This window comes from Streptomyces beihaiensis, from assembly GCF_026274175.1.
Lineage (GTDB): Bacteria > Actinomycetota > Actinomycetes > Streptomycetales > Streptomycetaceae > Streptomyces > Streptomyces beihaiensis.
In genome coordinates this window covers 1-13,177 of the sequence record NZ_JAPHNL010000080.1, presented here as the reverse complement: position 1 = coordinate 13,177, position 13,177 = coordinate 1, and the positions used below count along the sequence as shown (strand labels likewise).

Sequence of the window (13,177 nt, the reverse complement as noted above, 5' to 3'; positions counted from 1 at the left end):
CCGGTCCGCCGCGGCGGACCGGCAACCGCGCCGACCTCGTCCGGGCCTGTTCTTCGACCTCATACATGCCCAGCCCGTACCCGGTGATCGGCACACGCTCCCGGTCGAATACCCACCCGGGTACGGTTGCATGGTTGAAGGAGGCAAGGATGCAGGTGGACGAGACGGCGGTCGGGCCGGTACTGAACCGGTTGCGCCGAGCGCAGGGGCAGCTCACGGGTGTGATCGCGATGATCGAGGCCGGACGGGACTGCAAGGACGTGGTCACCCAGCTGGCGGCCGTCTCCCGGGCGCTGGACCGGGCCGGATTCAAGATCATCGCCAGCGGTATGCGGCAATGCCTGGCCGAGGCCGAGGACGGCGGCATACCGATGAACGAGGCGGAGCTGGAGAAGCTGTTCCTCACTCTGGCCTGAGACCGCATGAGACGCAGAAGCGGCCCCGGACGTGAACTCGCGCCCGGGGCCGCAGCCCGTGGATGCTCGCCGCCCGCCCCTCGGCGCGGGTCGGCTATCGGCCCAGGGTCGTGAGGGTGTCGTCGAGGCTCGGCAGCTGGGACTTGGGGCGGTTGTGGGGGAGTTTGCCCAGCATCATGCCCATGGCGCAGGTGTTGGTGAGCGCGGAGAAGGCGAGCCCGGCGCCGACTGCGGCGGAGACCCAGCGGACACCCGGCAGCGCGAGGTCGGCGAGGACACCGGCCAGTACGAGGGTGCCCGCCGCGAACCGGACCTGGCGGTCCATGGCCCACACCGCGCGGCCCGCGGCGGGGCGGTCGAGCGGATGGCCGCCGTCGAGCCACGCCTGGGTGCCTCCGGTGAGGTTGAAAGCGGCGACTTGGGCATCGGCCAGCTGCCGACAGGCGGTCGTCGAGCGGTTGCCGGAGGCGCAGACGACGGCCAGCTCGGCCTTCGCGGCCGCGGCCTTGAGAGCGGGGACGGCCTCGGCAAGCTTGTCGAGGGGGATGTTGTGGGCGCCGGGTATGTGGCCGCCGGAGTACTCTCCGGGGCTGCGCACGTCGATGACGGTGAGGAGTCCGAGGCGGTGCTTGAGCTCGTCGACGGTCAGGGGCGTGGTCATCGGTGGGATGTTCCTTTCGGAGCTGGAATGGGCCGAGGCGGGGGGGCGCCGCACGAGCGGCACCCGAAGGTCGTAGGGCAGGGTCCGGGATCATAGGGGAAGCCCGGGGGCGCGGGGACGACGTCGGGTCCCAGCCGGCCGGTCCGGGCCAGAAGCAGCCGCGAACGGTCGCGGCAGGGGCAGTCCCGAGCAGTGTGGCGCAGGTTTACAAGGGGCGGCCCAAGCAGAGGGGCGGCCCAAGCAGAGGCAGCCCGAGCAGAGGCGGTCCGAACGAGGCCGGTTCACCCAGGACGCATCAGCGCGATGGGCGCCCTCACGCGACCAGCGCTGAGACGAGCATGAGCGCGGCGACGACGAGCAGGACGACGCCGAAGACCCGCTGGAGGGTGGGGCCTGACAGCTTGTCGGCGAGACGCTTGCCGTCCCAGGCACCCAGGACGGCGGCTGCGGTGAAGGGCGCGATGACGGCCCAGTCCAGGCCGTGTACGGCGCCGAGACGCGGGACGAGCGCGGCGAACGAGTTCGCCGTGATCACCAGGAGGCTGGTGCCGACAGCCTCGGCCATGGAGAAGGCGAGCACGGAGACCAGGGCGGGAACGGCGAGGAAGCCGCCGCCGACGCCGAGCAGCCCGGTCGCGCCGCCGAGGGCGCCGCCGACCGCGGCCGCGCGTCCGGGGCCGGCGGCCTCGGCGGGTCCGTCGGCCGCGGGTTTCGCGGGACGCAGCATGCGCCAGGCGGCGAACCCTGCCAGCAGCGCGAAGGCCACGGTGAGCAGGGCTCCGGGGAGCTTGGTGGAGAGCAGGCCGAACAGCGCCGCCACCGGCAGGCCCGCGGCCGCGAAGAGCAGACCGCTGCGCCAGCGCACGCGCCCGGCGCGGGCGTGGGCCATCAGCCCGGTGACCGAGGTCGCGGAGACGATCAGCAGGCTCGCGGTGGTGGCCACGGCAGGGCTGAAACCGAGTAGGTAGATCAACGCCGGAACGGCCAGCATGCTCCCACCACCGCCCAGGCTGCCGAGGGCGAGCCCGACCACGGCGCCCGCGAGCAGAGCCAGGATGAGCGCGGTCATCGGGTGACCGCGCCGGCTATGAGTGCCTCCGGACCTCCGGGCACGCGGCGTCCGGATCGACAGACGGCACTGTGAGCAAGGTGCATGACCTGGGCCTTTCCGACGGCGATCGACTTCACTTGCATATACCCCCCTAGGTATACGATGCTTTCCATCGTATACCCCACCCGGTATACGACCGACCGGCAACATACCCCCGGGGGCATAAGGGTCGCCAGTCCCCGCCACCGGAACACCCCGGGCGGCACCGCACCACCCAGCACAGGAGGGTCACCCGTGTACTTCGCCCAGCACTACCTCGACTGCCTGTCCCAGGCCGCCTACGTGATCGGCGACCCGGCCACCGGCCGCGCCGTCGTCGTGGACCCGCGCCGGGATGTGGACGAGTACGTCAAGGACGCCGAGGATCACGGCTTCACCGTCGAAGCCGTGATCAACACGCACTTCCACGCCGACTTCCTCGCCGGACATCTGGAGCTCGCCGCCCGCACAGGCGCGTGGATCGGCTACGGCCGCCGGGCCGAGACCGAGTACCCGATCCGCAAGCTCGCCGACGGCGAGCGGATCAGCCTCGGCGACGTGACCCTCCAGATCCTGGAGACCCCAGGGCACACGCCCGAGTCGATCAGCATCGTCGTGTACGAGTACCCCGACGACGCCGTCCCTTACGGTGTACTGACCGGCGATGCGCTTTTCGTCGGCGACGTCGGACGCCCGGACCTGCTCGCCTCCGTCGGCGTCACCGCCGCCGAACTGGCAGCCATGCTCTACGACAGCGTCCACCACAAGCTGCTCGCGCTGCCCGAGGAGACCCGGGTCTTCCCCGCCCACGGCGCGGGCTCCTCCTGCGGCAAGAACCTCTCCACCGAACGCTCCTCCACCATCGGCATGCAGAAGCTCACCAACTACGCCTGCCGCCCGATGGACGAGCGGACCTTCATCGCCCTGGTCACCGAGGGCCAGTCGGCGGCACCCGGCTACTTCTCCTACGACGCCGATCTCAACCGCCGCAACCGGGACCTCTACGACGCCGAAGACGCCTCGCGCGCGCTCGACCCGGTCGAGTTCGCCCGGCTGCGCGAGGAGGGCGCGCTGGTGCTGGACGCCCGTGATCCGCTGGAGTTCGCCGCCGGGCATCTCGCCGGGGCCGTCAACGTCCCGATCGACGGCCGGTTCGCCGAGCAGGCGGGCAGTGTCTTCGCGCCGGCCGACGAGATCCTCGTCATCGCCCCGGACGGTCACGAGCGGGAGGCCGTCACCCGGCTGGCCCGGATCGGCTTCGACCGGGTTCTCGGTCACGCGACCGACACCGGGCAGCTGCTGCGCGCACTGCGGAGCGAGACGCGGCAGGCCGAGCGTCTGACCGCCGACGCTCTGCGCGCCGAGCTCGCCTCCGAGCGGCCTCCGCTGGTGCTGGACGTGCGCAACTGCGGCGAGCGGGCCGACGGGCGATACATCGAGGGCGCGCGGCACATCCCCCTCGCGGAACTGGCCACGCGCCTCGACGAGATCCCCGCCGAGGGCCGCCTGGTGCTCCACTGCGCCGGTGGCCACCGTTCCTCCATCGCCGCCAGTCTGCTGCGACAGCGAGGCCGCACCGAGGTCTGCGACCTGCTCGGCGGTTACGCGGCCTGGGCGCCCACCGCCTGACCAAGGACGACTTCGAGCACACGGCCCCCGCCCAGGACGCGGACGGAACCCCGGCCATGGACCGCCAGGACCTCAAGCGCCCCCCGCTCACTTCGGCCCGGCCGTGCGGAACACACGGAACCTGCGGCGTCGAGGCTCCGGCGGCGCCGAACAGCGCGACGGCCCCTCCCGTGCGGGATGTCCGCACGGGAGGGGCCCGTCACGTCAGTCCGTCAGCCCGTCAGGCGGACGGCGTGGAGCGGCGCTTGCGCAGGAAGAAGACCAGGCCGCCACCGACGACCACGAGCACGGCCGCCGCACCGGCGATCACCGGGGTGGCGCTGCTGCTACCGGTCTGGGCCAGGTTCTTGCCGCCGGTGGAACCGGTGGAACCGGCCGGCGCCGGGGAGTTCGGCGAGGAGCTGGGCGACGGGGAGGCGGCGCTGCCGCCGGACGTCTTGCAGTCCAGGACACCGTGGGTCTGCCACGGTCCGTAGCCGCCGGTGCCCGCGATCTTGATGTCGTAGGTCTGGTCCTCGCCGACCTTCACCAGGATCTTCTCGGACTTGCCGGGCTGAACGGTGTGGGTCTCGCCCTTCAGGGTGAAGGTGAATGCCTCGTCACCGCTGTTGGAGGCGGTCACCTCGACGCCGCCCGCGGCGCAGTCCTTCTCGAAGGTGACGGCCGGGACCGGGCCCTTCATCTGCTTCGGCGCCCAGGCGCCCGACGCGGTCGCGGAGACCGGTACGTCGGTGCTGCCCGCCAGGATCAGCGTCTGGCTCTTCTTGTCGATCGGGCCGAAGACGCGGCCGACCTCGATCCGGGTGGTGGTCGACGCGGTGAGCGTGCCCTCGCCCTTGGGGGCGGCGGCCGGGACCTTGAAGTACAGCTTGTCGCCGTTGGCGGCGGTGGTGGCGGGGTTGCCGCTCGCGTCCACGACGCTGACCCCGGCGGCCTTGGCCTTGTCGTCGAGGCCGAGGGAGACCTTGTCGGCGCTGGTCGTGACGGTGACCGGGCCGACGTTGTCACCGCTGTTGCCGGAGACGCTGTCCGGGGTGAGCTGCAGCGACGGCAGCGGCTCGGCGGAGGAGCCGTTCTTCTCGGCCTGGTCCTCCAGCCACATGGTGACCTTGTCGGCCGCCTTGTCCTTCGGGTGCGCGTTCACACCGTCGGAGAAGTGCCAGATGGCGGCCTGGGTCGCGGCGGCGGCGGTGTCCTCGTTCAGCTGTACGCCGGCCTTCGAGCCGAGCGTGTCGGGCCCGACCACGGGGTAGGCGTGCTGGAGGATCCAGCGGATCTTGCCGAGCCGGTCCTTCTTGTCCGACAGGACCGAGTGGTCCCAGTCCGTCTCGCTGTACTTCGTACCGGCGGAGGTCGGGTTGTGGATGTCGATGCAGTACGTCTCCAGCGTGCCGCTCCGCAGCTTCAGCTGGATGGTGCCGCCGGCGAGCCGCTCCTGGACGTGGTCGGCCCCGTCGAGGATGTCGACCTGGCCACCGTGGGTGATGTTGCCCAGAACGGCGACGTTGGACTCTCCGGCGTCACCACCGGTGTCGGCCGAAGCGGCACCGGCGAGCGCCACGCTCCCGGCGCACACCATGCCGGACGCGAGCATGACAGCAGAAACGGACGGTATGAACCGCCCGCGAACACGGAACATAGATAGGTCTCCTCTCGGCGGCGGCGCCACACGACGCCCCACCGACATGCCACGCCCCCAGAACGCGGCCCGAGTTGGTCGCCGCTCATCCTAGGGACCCCCGGGCCGCGCCCAACACCCGGTCCCGCACCGGCAGATCGGTGCCGTCGTCACGCGCGGCACGCGGCAGACGGCTCGCCCGCGTGACCGGCACCCTCTTTGACGCCTTGTCACCGGCGCGACCAGGACCGGTCGGCCCCCGCACGCCGCACGGTCGGGCGCAGGGGGCCGATCACACGTCACGGATGCCATGGACGTCGTCCGGGCAGGGCGCTCGCCGCTCAGGCGGCCTTGTCGTTCTCCGTGACCTTGATGGTGCCCTTGCGGATCGTGGCGAGCCGCGGGGCCTTGCGGGCGATGGACGAGTCGTGGGTGACCATGATGAAGGTCAGCCCGTGCTCCTTCCACTGCGCCGCGAGCACCTCCATGATCTCGTCGCGCATGGACTCGTCGAGGTTGCCGGTCGGCTCGTCCGCGAGTAGCACCTTCGGTTTCTTGACCAGCGCCCGCGCGATGGCGACGCGCTGCTGCTGGCCGCCGGAGAGCTCGGCGGGCAGATGCCCGCGCCGCTCGCCGAGGCCGACCGAGGTGAGGGCGTCGGCTGCCCGCTCGCGCCGGTCGGGACCCTTGAGGCCGAGCGGGACGAGCGCGGTCTCGACGTTCTCCTGGGCGGTGAGCGTCGGGATGAGGTTGAAGGACTGGAAGACGAAGCCGATGGACTCGGCGCGGACCTTGGTCAGCCGTGCCTCGGGCAGCCGGGCCAGGTCGACGCCGTCGAGCTCGACACTGCCGGACGTCGGCCGGTCGAGCCCGCCGAGCATCTGCAGCAGCGTCGACTTGCCGCCGCCGGTGGGGCCCTGGATGACGAGCCGGTCGCCGTCGCCGATGGTCAGGTCGACGCCCGCGAGCGCGTCGATCGTGTCTTTGCCGCGCCGGTACTGCTTGGTGACGCCTCTGAGCTGATACATGGTGCAACTCCTGTGATACGTAAGGAGGTTCGATGGGGCCGTCGGTTCGCGAGCCGCCGCGGTCGGGTGACCGGGCGCGCTCTCGCGCGGCTACTCGACGCGGCGAAGCGCGTCGGCCGGGCGCAGCCGCGAGGCCCGCCAACCGCCGAACGCGCCCGCGATGAGACCGCCCGCCACGGCAAGGCCGACCGCGAGGGCGATGGTGGAGAGGGAGACGGGGGCACTCAGTGCGACGTCGAGGCTCTTCTGGCTCACCGCGCGGCGCATCGGCCCACCGAAGCCGCCACCGCCACCTCCGCCTCCGGTGCCGCCGCCGAGCTGCGCCGTGAGCGTGGGGCTGACCGCGGTGACCGCCCACGCGCCCGCGAGGCCGACCGCGATGCCGAGCACACCGCCGAGGAGCCCGCTGACCACGGCCTCACCGACGACCTGCCGGGTCACCCGGCCCGAGGTCCAGCCGACGGCCTTGAGCGTGCCGAACTCCCTTACGCGGCGCGAGACCGCCGACGACGTGAGCAGCCCGGCGACCAGGAACGCGGCGGCGAGCACCACGATCGAGAGCCACTTGCCGACGCCTGCGGCCAGGTCGGAGGCGGTGGACAGGGAGCCGGAGACGGTGGAGGCCAGGTCGGCGGAGGTGGTGACGGTGGTGCCGGAGATGTTCTTCTGGATGGTCGACTTGACCGCGCCGATCTGCTGCGAGTCGGTCGCCTTGACGTAGACGGTGGTCACGTCGGCCTTGGCGTCGGCGAGCGTCTGGGCCTGCTTCAGCGGGAGGTAGAGGTTGGCGGCCGCGTCCCCGCTGTCCGCCGTGGCGATGCCGATGATCCGGTACTTGGTGCCCTTGATGGTGACCTTGTCACCGACGGAGAGCTTCTTCTCCTTGGCGTACGCGGAGTCGGCGACGGCGACCTCGGCGTTCGTCTCCGAAGTCTTGAACGTACGCCCCTCGGTGATCTTCGAGGAGGTCAGCGGGCCGAGATTCCGCTGGGTCACGTCGGTGCCGAACACCGAGTAGGAGTCGACGTTGAAGTCGGCGCCGCCGCCCTCGACCTTGCCCTGTGGGCCGCCGTCGGCCGTGCCGCCCGCGCCACCCCTGTGGAAGGTCTCGCCGCCCTGGGTCTGCTTGAACTGCTTGAACTGACCGGGCTTGAACTGGCCGTCGACCTTGATCACCCGCAGGCTCAGGCCGCCCACCGCGGCGGCGACGCCCTTCTGCCGCCCGACCTTGTCCACGGTGGAGTCGGCGAGGGTCTGGAACCCCTGCACCATGACGCGGTCGCTGCTCTGCTGCTTGTCGGAGCCGCTCTTGGCGCCGAACTTGAACCGCTGGCCGGGGGTCGCGCCCGCCTTCGGCGCCTCGGCGGCCTTGGTGACGGTCATGTCCGTGCCGAGGCCGTACAGCGACTGCAGGACCTTGTCCTGCGCCCGGCCCATGCCCGAGGACACGGAGTTGACGACGATGACGAGCGCGATCCCGAGCGCGAGCCCGGAGGCGACGACGAGGGCCGCCTTTCTGCGGCGGCGCAGCTCACGCCGGAGATAGGTGAAGAACATGCGGCGAAAACTAGGCGCGGCGCCTGACGGGTGGATAAGGCCAGCATAAGAGAACCATGAGAAGGAACACGAAGAGGCGGCTGCCCCGGTCGGGGCAGCCGCCTCTTCGTGTCCTCAGAGCCCGTCCGGTCAGACGGCCGAGCCCGCCTTCCAGGCGGACCACGTCATGTTCCAGCCGTTGAGGCCGTTGTCGGGCCGGACCGTCTTGTCGCCGGTGTTCTTCACGATGACGACGTCACCGACCATCGAGTTCTTGTAGAACCACGCGGCCGGGGTGTTCGGGTCGTTCGCGCCCTTCTTGTCCTGCAGGCCCACGCAGCCGTGGCTGGTGTTGACCGAGCCGAAGACCGACGGCGCGCCCCAGTAGTTGCCGTGGATGAACGTGCCGGAGTTCGTCAGACGCATGGCGTGCGGCACGTCCTTGATGTCGTACTCGCCCTTGCCGTCGTCGTCCGTGAAGCCGACCGTCGCGCCGTTCATCCGGGTCTCCTTGAACTTCTCGGAGATCACCATCTGGCCCTCGTACGTGGTGTGCTCGGGCGAACCGGCGGAGATCGGGATCGTCTTGATCGTCTTGCCGTCCCGCTGGACCGTCATCATCTTGGTCTTGGCGTCGACGGTGGAGACCTGGTTACGGCCGATCTTGAACGAGACCGTCTTCTGCTGCACACCCGTGACCCCGCTGGCGCCCTCGACGCCGTCGAGGTCGAGCTTCAGGGTGACGGTCGAGCCCTCCTGCCAGTAGCTCTCGGGGCGGAAGTCCAGGCGGTTGGCGCCGAACCAGTGGCCGACGACCTGCTGGCCGCTGCTGGAGTTCACGGAGATGTGGGACTGGACGGCGGCCTTGTTGGTGATCGACTTGTCGAAGTTGATCGACACGGGCATGCCGACACCGACCGTCGTGCCGTTGTCCGGCGTGAAGGTGCCGATGAAGCTGTTGGCCGGGGAGACCGTGGTGAACGACGCGTTCTCGTGGGCGACGCGGCCGTTGGAGTCCTTGGCCTCGGCGGCGATCTTGTACGTGGTCGCGCGCGCGAGCTGTCCGGCGGGCTTCCAGCTCTTCTTGTCCGCGGATATCGCGCCGGCGACCTTGGTGCCGTCGACCGTGGTCATGGTGACGTCGGTGAGCGTCCCCTTGCTCACCGTGACGTCCCCGGCGTTGTTGATGCTGGCGTTGTCCGAGCCGTCCTTCGGGGAGATCTTGATGTCCGCCTCGGAGGTCTTCTTCGCCGCGGCCTCGTCGGCGCGCTGCTGCGAGTCCTTCTTGGCGTTGTTCGAGCCGCCGGAGTCACCGCCGCCCCCGCTGCACGCGGAGAGCACCAGTACACCGCCGAGCAGAGCGGACGCGGCCACCAGGCCCTTGCGCCGCTTACTGTCCGTCATCACACGCTTCTCCATAGTCGCCGTTCTCCCCGACCTTCCCCTGGGGCAGGGGGTGTCCGGGCTTCACCGAACACGGACTTCCCCCTACCCCCTGCACAACGCGGTGCCCGGTACGTCCCGTTCCCGGATCCGACCGAATGTGGGAGACACCACTTTCGCGATGACGGTCACCACGGGTGCGACGGTGGTAACGCGACCCTGAAGAGCCCCACGTCACCCGCGTAGCGTCACCCGAGTTCGTCCTCGCCGCCGTCATCATCCTCGTCCAGGTCCCAATCCGGCGAATCGGGATCGTAGTCGACCTGTTCGCTGGACCACGACGCCTGGACGAGTTCCGCCCCCGGCACCTCGCCGACCAGGTCGAACGGGTCCACCAGATACGCCAGGGCCTCCGCCTCGTCCTCCTGCACGGCCGCCTCGGCGTGCGCCCGCTCCTCCGCGGGCATCGCGTCGTCCTCCGTGACGCGGTGCAGCGCGGCCCCGGTCAGCGCCTCGGCGTCGCTCACCTCCAGGACCAAGTCCACCTTCAGCCGAACAAAACGTGACGTGTCATCAGTGCTCATGACGGGAGCGTACGGCCATGAGGAACCACGGCTTCCCCGTGACCCGCCCCTTTCATTAACATCAGGCGGTCACCCCAATTCGCCAGCACCACAAGGGGGATCACTCAACGTGTCCGCCGCGCGCCGCCCGCTGCTCACCGCCACCGCCGCAGGCACGCTCCTGTGCGCCCTGTGGTTCGTCCCGACCGCCACGGCGACCCCCGAGGGGGCCTCCGCCAGCACGGCGGAGCGGACCGCCTCCGCGGTGGACCGGCAGTCCGAGCAGCAGCTGCGCCTCGCCGACACGGGCTCGGTCGACACCACGCCCTACATCGTGGGCGGTTCGGTGTTCCTGGGAATCGGCGTGGGGTTCGTGACGTACTCGGTGCGCAGGGGGCGGGAGCCGGAGGCGTACTGACGCCGTCGGCCGGAAGTGCCCGGCGAATGCCTTCCCGCCCCCCCGTACGCCCTCTTACGCCCCCCTGCGCACTGCGGCACTGCGCCCCTCTCGCGTTACGCCAGTGGGCCCGTGACCGACTCGGCCGCCTCGACCAGCGCCCCGCCGCGTACGAAGCTCTCCGCCGCCGCGAGGTCCGGCGACAGGAAGCGGTCGGGGCCGGGCCCCTGGATTCCGGCGGCGCGGGCCGCGGCCACGACCGCCCGCGTGGCCGGAGCCGGGGTGAGGCCCTCGCGCAGCTCCACCGCGCGCGTGGCGGCGTACAGCTCGACCGCGACGATCCGCGCGAGGTTGTCGACGGCGGTGCGCAGCTTGCGCGCGGCCGACCATCCCATGGAGACGTGGTCCTCCTGCATCGCCGAGGACGGGATGGAGTCGGCGGACGCGGGCACGGCGAGCCGCTTCATCTCGCTGACCAGGGCGGCCTGCGTGTACTGGGCGATCATCAGGCCCGAGTCGACGCCCGCGTCGTCGGCGAGGAACGGCGGCAGTCCGTGCGAGCGGTTCTTGTCGAGCAGCCGGTCGGTGCGGCGCTCGGCGATCGAGCCGAGGTCGGCGGCGGCGATGGCCAGGAAGTCGAGCACGTAGGCGACGGGCGCGCCGTGGAAGTTTCCGTTGGACTCGACGCGCCCGTCCGGCAGCACGACCGGGTTGTCGACGGCCGACGCGAGCTCACGGTCGGCGACCACGCGCGCGTGCGCCATCGTGTCGCGCCCGGCCCCGGCGACCTGCGGCGCGCACCGCACCGAGTAGGCGTCCTGGACGCGCGGCGCGTCGTCCTGGTGGTGGCCGGTGAGGCCGGAACCCTTGAGCACGGCCAGCATGTTGGCGGCGGAGGCGGCCTGCCCGGGGTGCGGGCGGATGGCGTGCAGTTCGGGCGCGAGGACCTTGTCCGTGCCGAGCAGCGCCTCAAGAGAGATCGCGGCGGTGATGTCGGCGGCCTTGTACAGGTTGGTGAGGTCGTCGAGGGCCATGGCGAGCATGCCCAGCATGCCGTCGGTGCCGTTGAGCAGCGCGAGCCCTTCCTTCTCGCGCAGCTCGACCGGGGTGATGCCGTGCTCGGCGAGCAGCTCACCGGCGGGGCGGACCTGCCCGTCGGGGCCCTCCGCGTCACCTTCGCCCATCAGCGTCAGCGCGCAGTGACTGAGCGGGGCGAGGTCGCCGGAGCAGCCGAGCGAGCCGTACTCGTGGACGACCGGGGTGATGCCCGCGTTCAGGACGTCCGCCATGGTCCGGGCGACCTCGGGGCGTACGCCGGTGTGGCCGGAGCAGACGGTCTTCAGGCGCAGGAACATCAGGGCGCGGACGACCTCGCGCTCGACGCGCGGGCCCATGCCGGCGGCGTGCGAGCGCACGATGTTGCGCTGGAGCTGAGCGCGGAGGTCGTGGTCGATGTGCCGGGTGGCGAGCGCGCCGAAACCGGTCGAGACGCCGTAGACCGGGTCCGGTTTGGCGGCGAGCGCGTCGACGATCTCGCGGGCCGCGGCGAGGGCGGCCACGGCCTCGCCGGAGAGCTCGATGCGGGCGCCGCGGCGCGCCACGGCTACGACGTCGTCGGCGGTGACCCCGGAGGTCCCCACCACCACAGTGTGCATATCCATATTCAGGAGCGTACGCAGTGAATCCCGGGATGTCACGACCGGGTGCCGGGAAGGCCCCTTACCGGCACGATGCCCCTACGTGTCCGATTCCGAGCCGCACGGGCCCGGTTCCTAGCCCTACGCGTGCGGTTCCGAGCCCCGCACTTCCCGTCCGAGCCCTACGCGTCCGGTTCCAGGCCCCGGATGCGGCGCCGCTCCCCCTCCCCGGCGGGCTGCGGCGGGGAGTCGGCGAGCCGTACGACGGGGTCGTCGAGGCCGCCGTCGCGCCCGGCCACCACCGGCTTGGCCGCGCGGAGCGCCTTGGCCTTGTACTGGGCGGCGTCCGCGAGCCGGAAGAGCCGCCGCGCCGAGGTGACCTCGCCGATCGGGTCACCGGTCGACGCGATGCCGCACGCCACCCCGTCGCCGAGCCCCAAGTCACCCGCGCGCACGCATACTTCACCGCCGACCCGGACCACGTCGTCGGCGGTGGGCCCGAGCGCGAGCAGGCAGAACTCGTCGCCGCCCAGGCGCCCGGAGAGCGCGCCGGGCAGCATCGCCCCGCACAGCGAGAGCACCGAGCCGAACCGTTCGAGCAGCCGGTCACCCGCCGCGTGCCCCAGCGTGTCGTTGACGCGCTTGAGGCCGTTGAGGTCGCACACCACGAGGCTGACCACGGCGCCGTCGTCGCGGTGCCGGGCGATCGCCTCGTCGAGCCGGATGTCGACGGCCCGCCGGTTGGCCAGCCCGGTCAGCGCGTCGGTGAAGGCCAGCCGCCGCACCTCCTCAAGGCGCTCGGTCTGCGCGATCCCCGCGGCGACCACCGAGGCCAGCACCGTCGCGAAGTCCGCGTCGGCCCGCCCGAACACCGGTGCCCCCGCCGGCCGCGCCACGTACAGCTCGCCCCAGGCCCGCCCGTGCAGCACGACCGGTGCGACGACGCAGCAGCCGCGCCCGCGGCGGCGCAGGGCGGCGACCCGCTGGTGGCAGTACCCGGCCCGCTCCACGGGCCCCTCGGCCGTCTCCACCCACGCGTCCGGTTCGCCGCCACCCGCCCACCGCTCGTGCAGGAACTCGGTGATCTCCGGGAACTGGTGCACGGGGTATGCCTCGGCGTCCGGGAACTCCTCCTCGTCGGCGGCCAGGTCGCCCACGTTGACCAGGACCCGGAGGCGTCCGCGTTCGCGCTCCCACACCGACAGGGCCGCGAAGCTGC

General features: G+C 71.4%; 12 protein-coding genes. 3 read left to right on the top strand and 9 right to left on the bottom strand.

Annotated elements, in window-relative coordinates; translation table 11 throughout:
- The first annotated feature begins 149 nt into the window (after window positions 1-149).
- Window positions 150-416 carry a metal-sensitive transcriptional regulator gene (locus OFY01_RS09780; protein WP_266598344.1) on the top strand — a complete coding sequence of 89 codons (267 nt, stop codon included), beginning with the start codon at window positions 150-152 and terminating at the stop codon, window positions 414-416.
- A gap of 94 nt (window positions 417-510) precedes the next feature.
- Here OFY01_RS09780 and OFY01_RS09775 read toward each other — a convergent pair whose 3' ends face one another.
- Together OFY01_RS09775 and OFY01_RS09770 are read right to left on the bottom strand one after the other, a co-directional pair.
- Complete coding sequence (locus tag OFY01_RS09775) at window positions 511-1,077, bottom strand: rhodanese-like domain-containing protein (RefSeq protein ID WP_266598342.1); 567 nt, start codon at window positions 1,075-1,077, stop codon at window positions 511-513.
- Window positions 1,078-1,390: 313 nt separating this feature from the next.
- On the bottom strand, window positions 1,391-2,146 hold the full coding sequence (locus OFY01_RS09770; protein ID WP_266598340.1) for a sulfite exporter TauE/SafE family protein: 756 nt from the start codon (window positions 2,144-2,146) through the stop codon (window positions 1,391-1,393).
- Between the two features lie 276 nt (window positions 2,147-2,422).
- On the opposite strand from OFY01_RS09770, the gene OFY01_RS09765 reads away from it, so the two are divergent.
- Window positions 2,423-3,796, top strand: coding sequence for a rhodanese-like domain-containing protein (locus tag OFY01_RS09765; RefSeq protein ID WP_266598338.1), 1,374 nt, complete (start codon window positions 2,423-2,425; stop codon window positions 3,794-3,796).
- A 220-nt stretch (window positions 3,797-4,016) separates the two neighbouring features.
- Here the strand turns inward: OFY01_RS09765 and OFY01_RS09760 are convergent, their stop codons facing one another.
- The 5 genes from OFY01_RS09760 to OFY01_RS09740 form a co-directional block, all read right to left on the bottom strand.
- A complete protein-coding gene (locus OFY01_RS09760; RefSeq protein WP_266598336.1) occupies window positions 4,017-5,390 on the bottom strand; it encodes a thioester domain-containing protein in 1,374 nt (457 codons plus the stop codon).
- A 365-nt stretch (window positions 5,391-5,755) separates the two neighbouring features.
- On the bottom strand, window positions 5,756-6,442 hold the full coding sequence (locus tag OFY01_RS09755) for an ABC transporter ATP-binding protein (protein ID WP_266598334.1): 687 nt from the start codon (window positions 6,440-6,442) through the stop codon (window positions 5,756-5,758).
- Between the two features lie 90 nt (window positions 6,443-6,532).
- Window positions 6,533-7,999, bottom strand: coding sequence for an ABC transporter permease (locus tag OFY01_RS09750; RefSeq protein WP_266598332.1), 1,467 nt, complete (start codon window positions 7,997-7,999; stop codon window positions 6,533-6,535).
- A gap of 129 nt (window positions 8,000-8,128) precedes the next feature.
- A complete protein-coding gene (locus OFY01_RS09745; protein WP_266598330.1) occupies window positions 8,129-9,382 on the bottom strand; it encodes a L,D-transpeptidase in 1,254 nt (417 codons plus the stop codon).
- 227 nt (window positions 9,383-9,609) lie between these two features.
- Window positions 9,610-9,945: a hypothetical protein gene (locus OFY01_RS09740; RefSeq protein WP_266598328.1), complete on the bottom strand. Its 336-nt coding sequence runs from the start codon at window positions 9,943-9,945 to the stop codon at window positions 9,610-9,612.
- Window positions 9,946-10,054: 109 nt separating this feature from the next.
- Between OFY01_RS09740 and OFY01_RS09735 the strand changes: the two genes are divergently transcribed.
- Entirely contained in the window at window positions 10,055-10,342 is a 288-nt protein-coding gene (locus tag OFY01_RS09735; RefSeq protein WP_266598326.1) for a hypothetical protein, read from the top strand.
- Window positions 10,343-10,437: 95 nt separating this feature from the next.
- On the opposite strand, the gene hutH is transcribed toward OFY01_RS09735, so the two are convergent.
- Together hutH and OFY01_RS09725 are read right to left on the bottom strand one after the other, a co-directional pair.
- Window positions 10,438-11,976: a histidine ammonia-lyase gene (gene hutH / locus OFY01_RS09730; RefSeq protein WP_266598346.1), complete on the bottom strand. Its 1,539-nt coding sequence runs from the start codon at window positions 11,974-11,976 to the stop codon at window positions 10,438-10,440.
- Between the two features lie 164 nt (window positions 11,977-12,140).
- The coding region (locus OFY01_RS09725; RefSeq protein ID WP_266598324.1) for a diguanylate cyclase domain-containing protein at window positions 12,141-13,177 on the bottom strand (1,037 nt) is incomplete at its 5' end.

Excerpts from the sequence above, each read along its gene's own strand:
- OFY01_RS09780 (WP_266598344.1), top strand. The coding sequence starts at position 150 with ATGCAGGTGGACGAGACGGCGGTCGGGCCGGTACTGAACCGGTTGCGC.
- OFY01_RS09775 (WP_266598342.1), bottom strand. The coding sequence starts at position 1,077 with ATGACCACGCCCCTGACCGTCGACGAGCTCAAGCACCGCCTCGGACTC.
- OFY01_RS09770 (WP_266598340.1), bottom strand. The coding sequence starts at position 2,146 with ATGACCGCGCTCATCCTGGCTCTGCTCGCGGGCGCCGTGGTCGGGCTC.
- OFY01_RS09760 (WP_266598336.1), bottom strand. The coding sequence starts at position 5,390 with ATGCTCGCGTCCGGCATGGTGTGCGCCGGGAGCGTGGCGCTCGCCGGT.
- OFY01_RS09755 (WP_266598334.1), bottom strand. The coding sequence starts at position 6,442 with ATGTATCAGCTCAGAGGCGTCACCAAGCAGTACCGGCGCGGCAAAGAC.
- OFY01_RS09750 (WP_266598332.1), bottom strand. The coding sequence starts at position 7,999 with ATGTTCTTCACCTATCTCCGGCGTGAGCTGCGCCGCCGCAGAAAGGCG.
- OFY01_RS09745 (WP_266598330.1), bottom strand. The coding sequence starts at position 9,382 with ATGACGGACAGTAAGCGGCGCAAGGGCCTGGTGGCCGCGTCCGCTCTG.
- OFY01_RS09740 (WP_266598328.1), bottom strand. The coding sequence starts at position 9,945 with ATGAGCACTGATGACACGTCACGTTTTGTTCGGCTGAAGGTGGACTTG.
- hutH (WP_266598346.1), bottom strand. The coding sequence starts at position 11,976 with ATGCACACTGTGGTGGTGGGGACCTCCGGGGTCACCGCCGACGACGTC.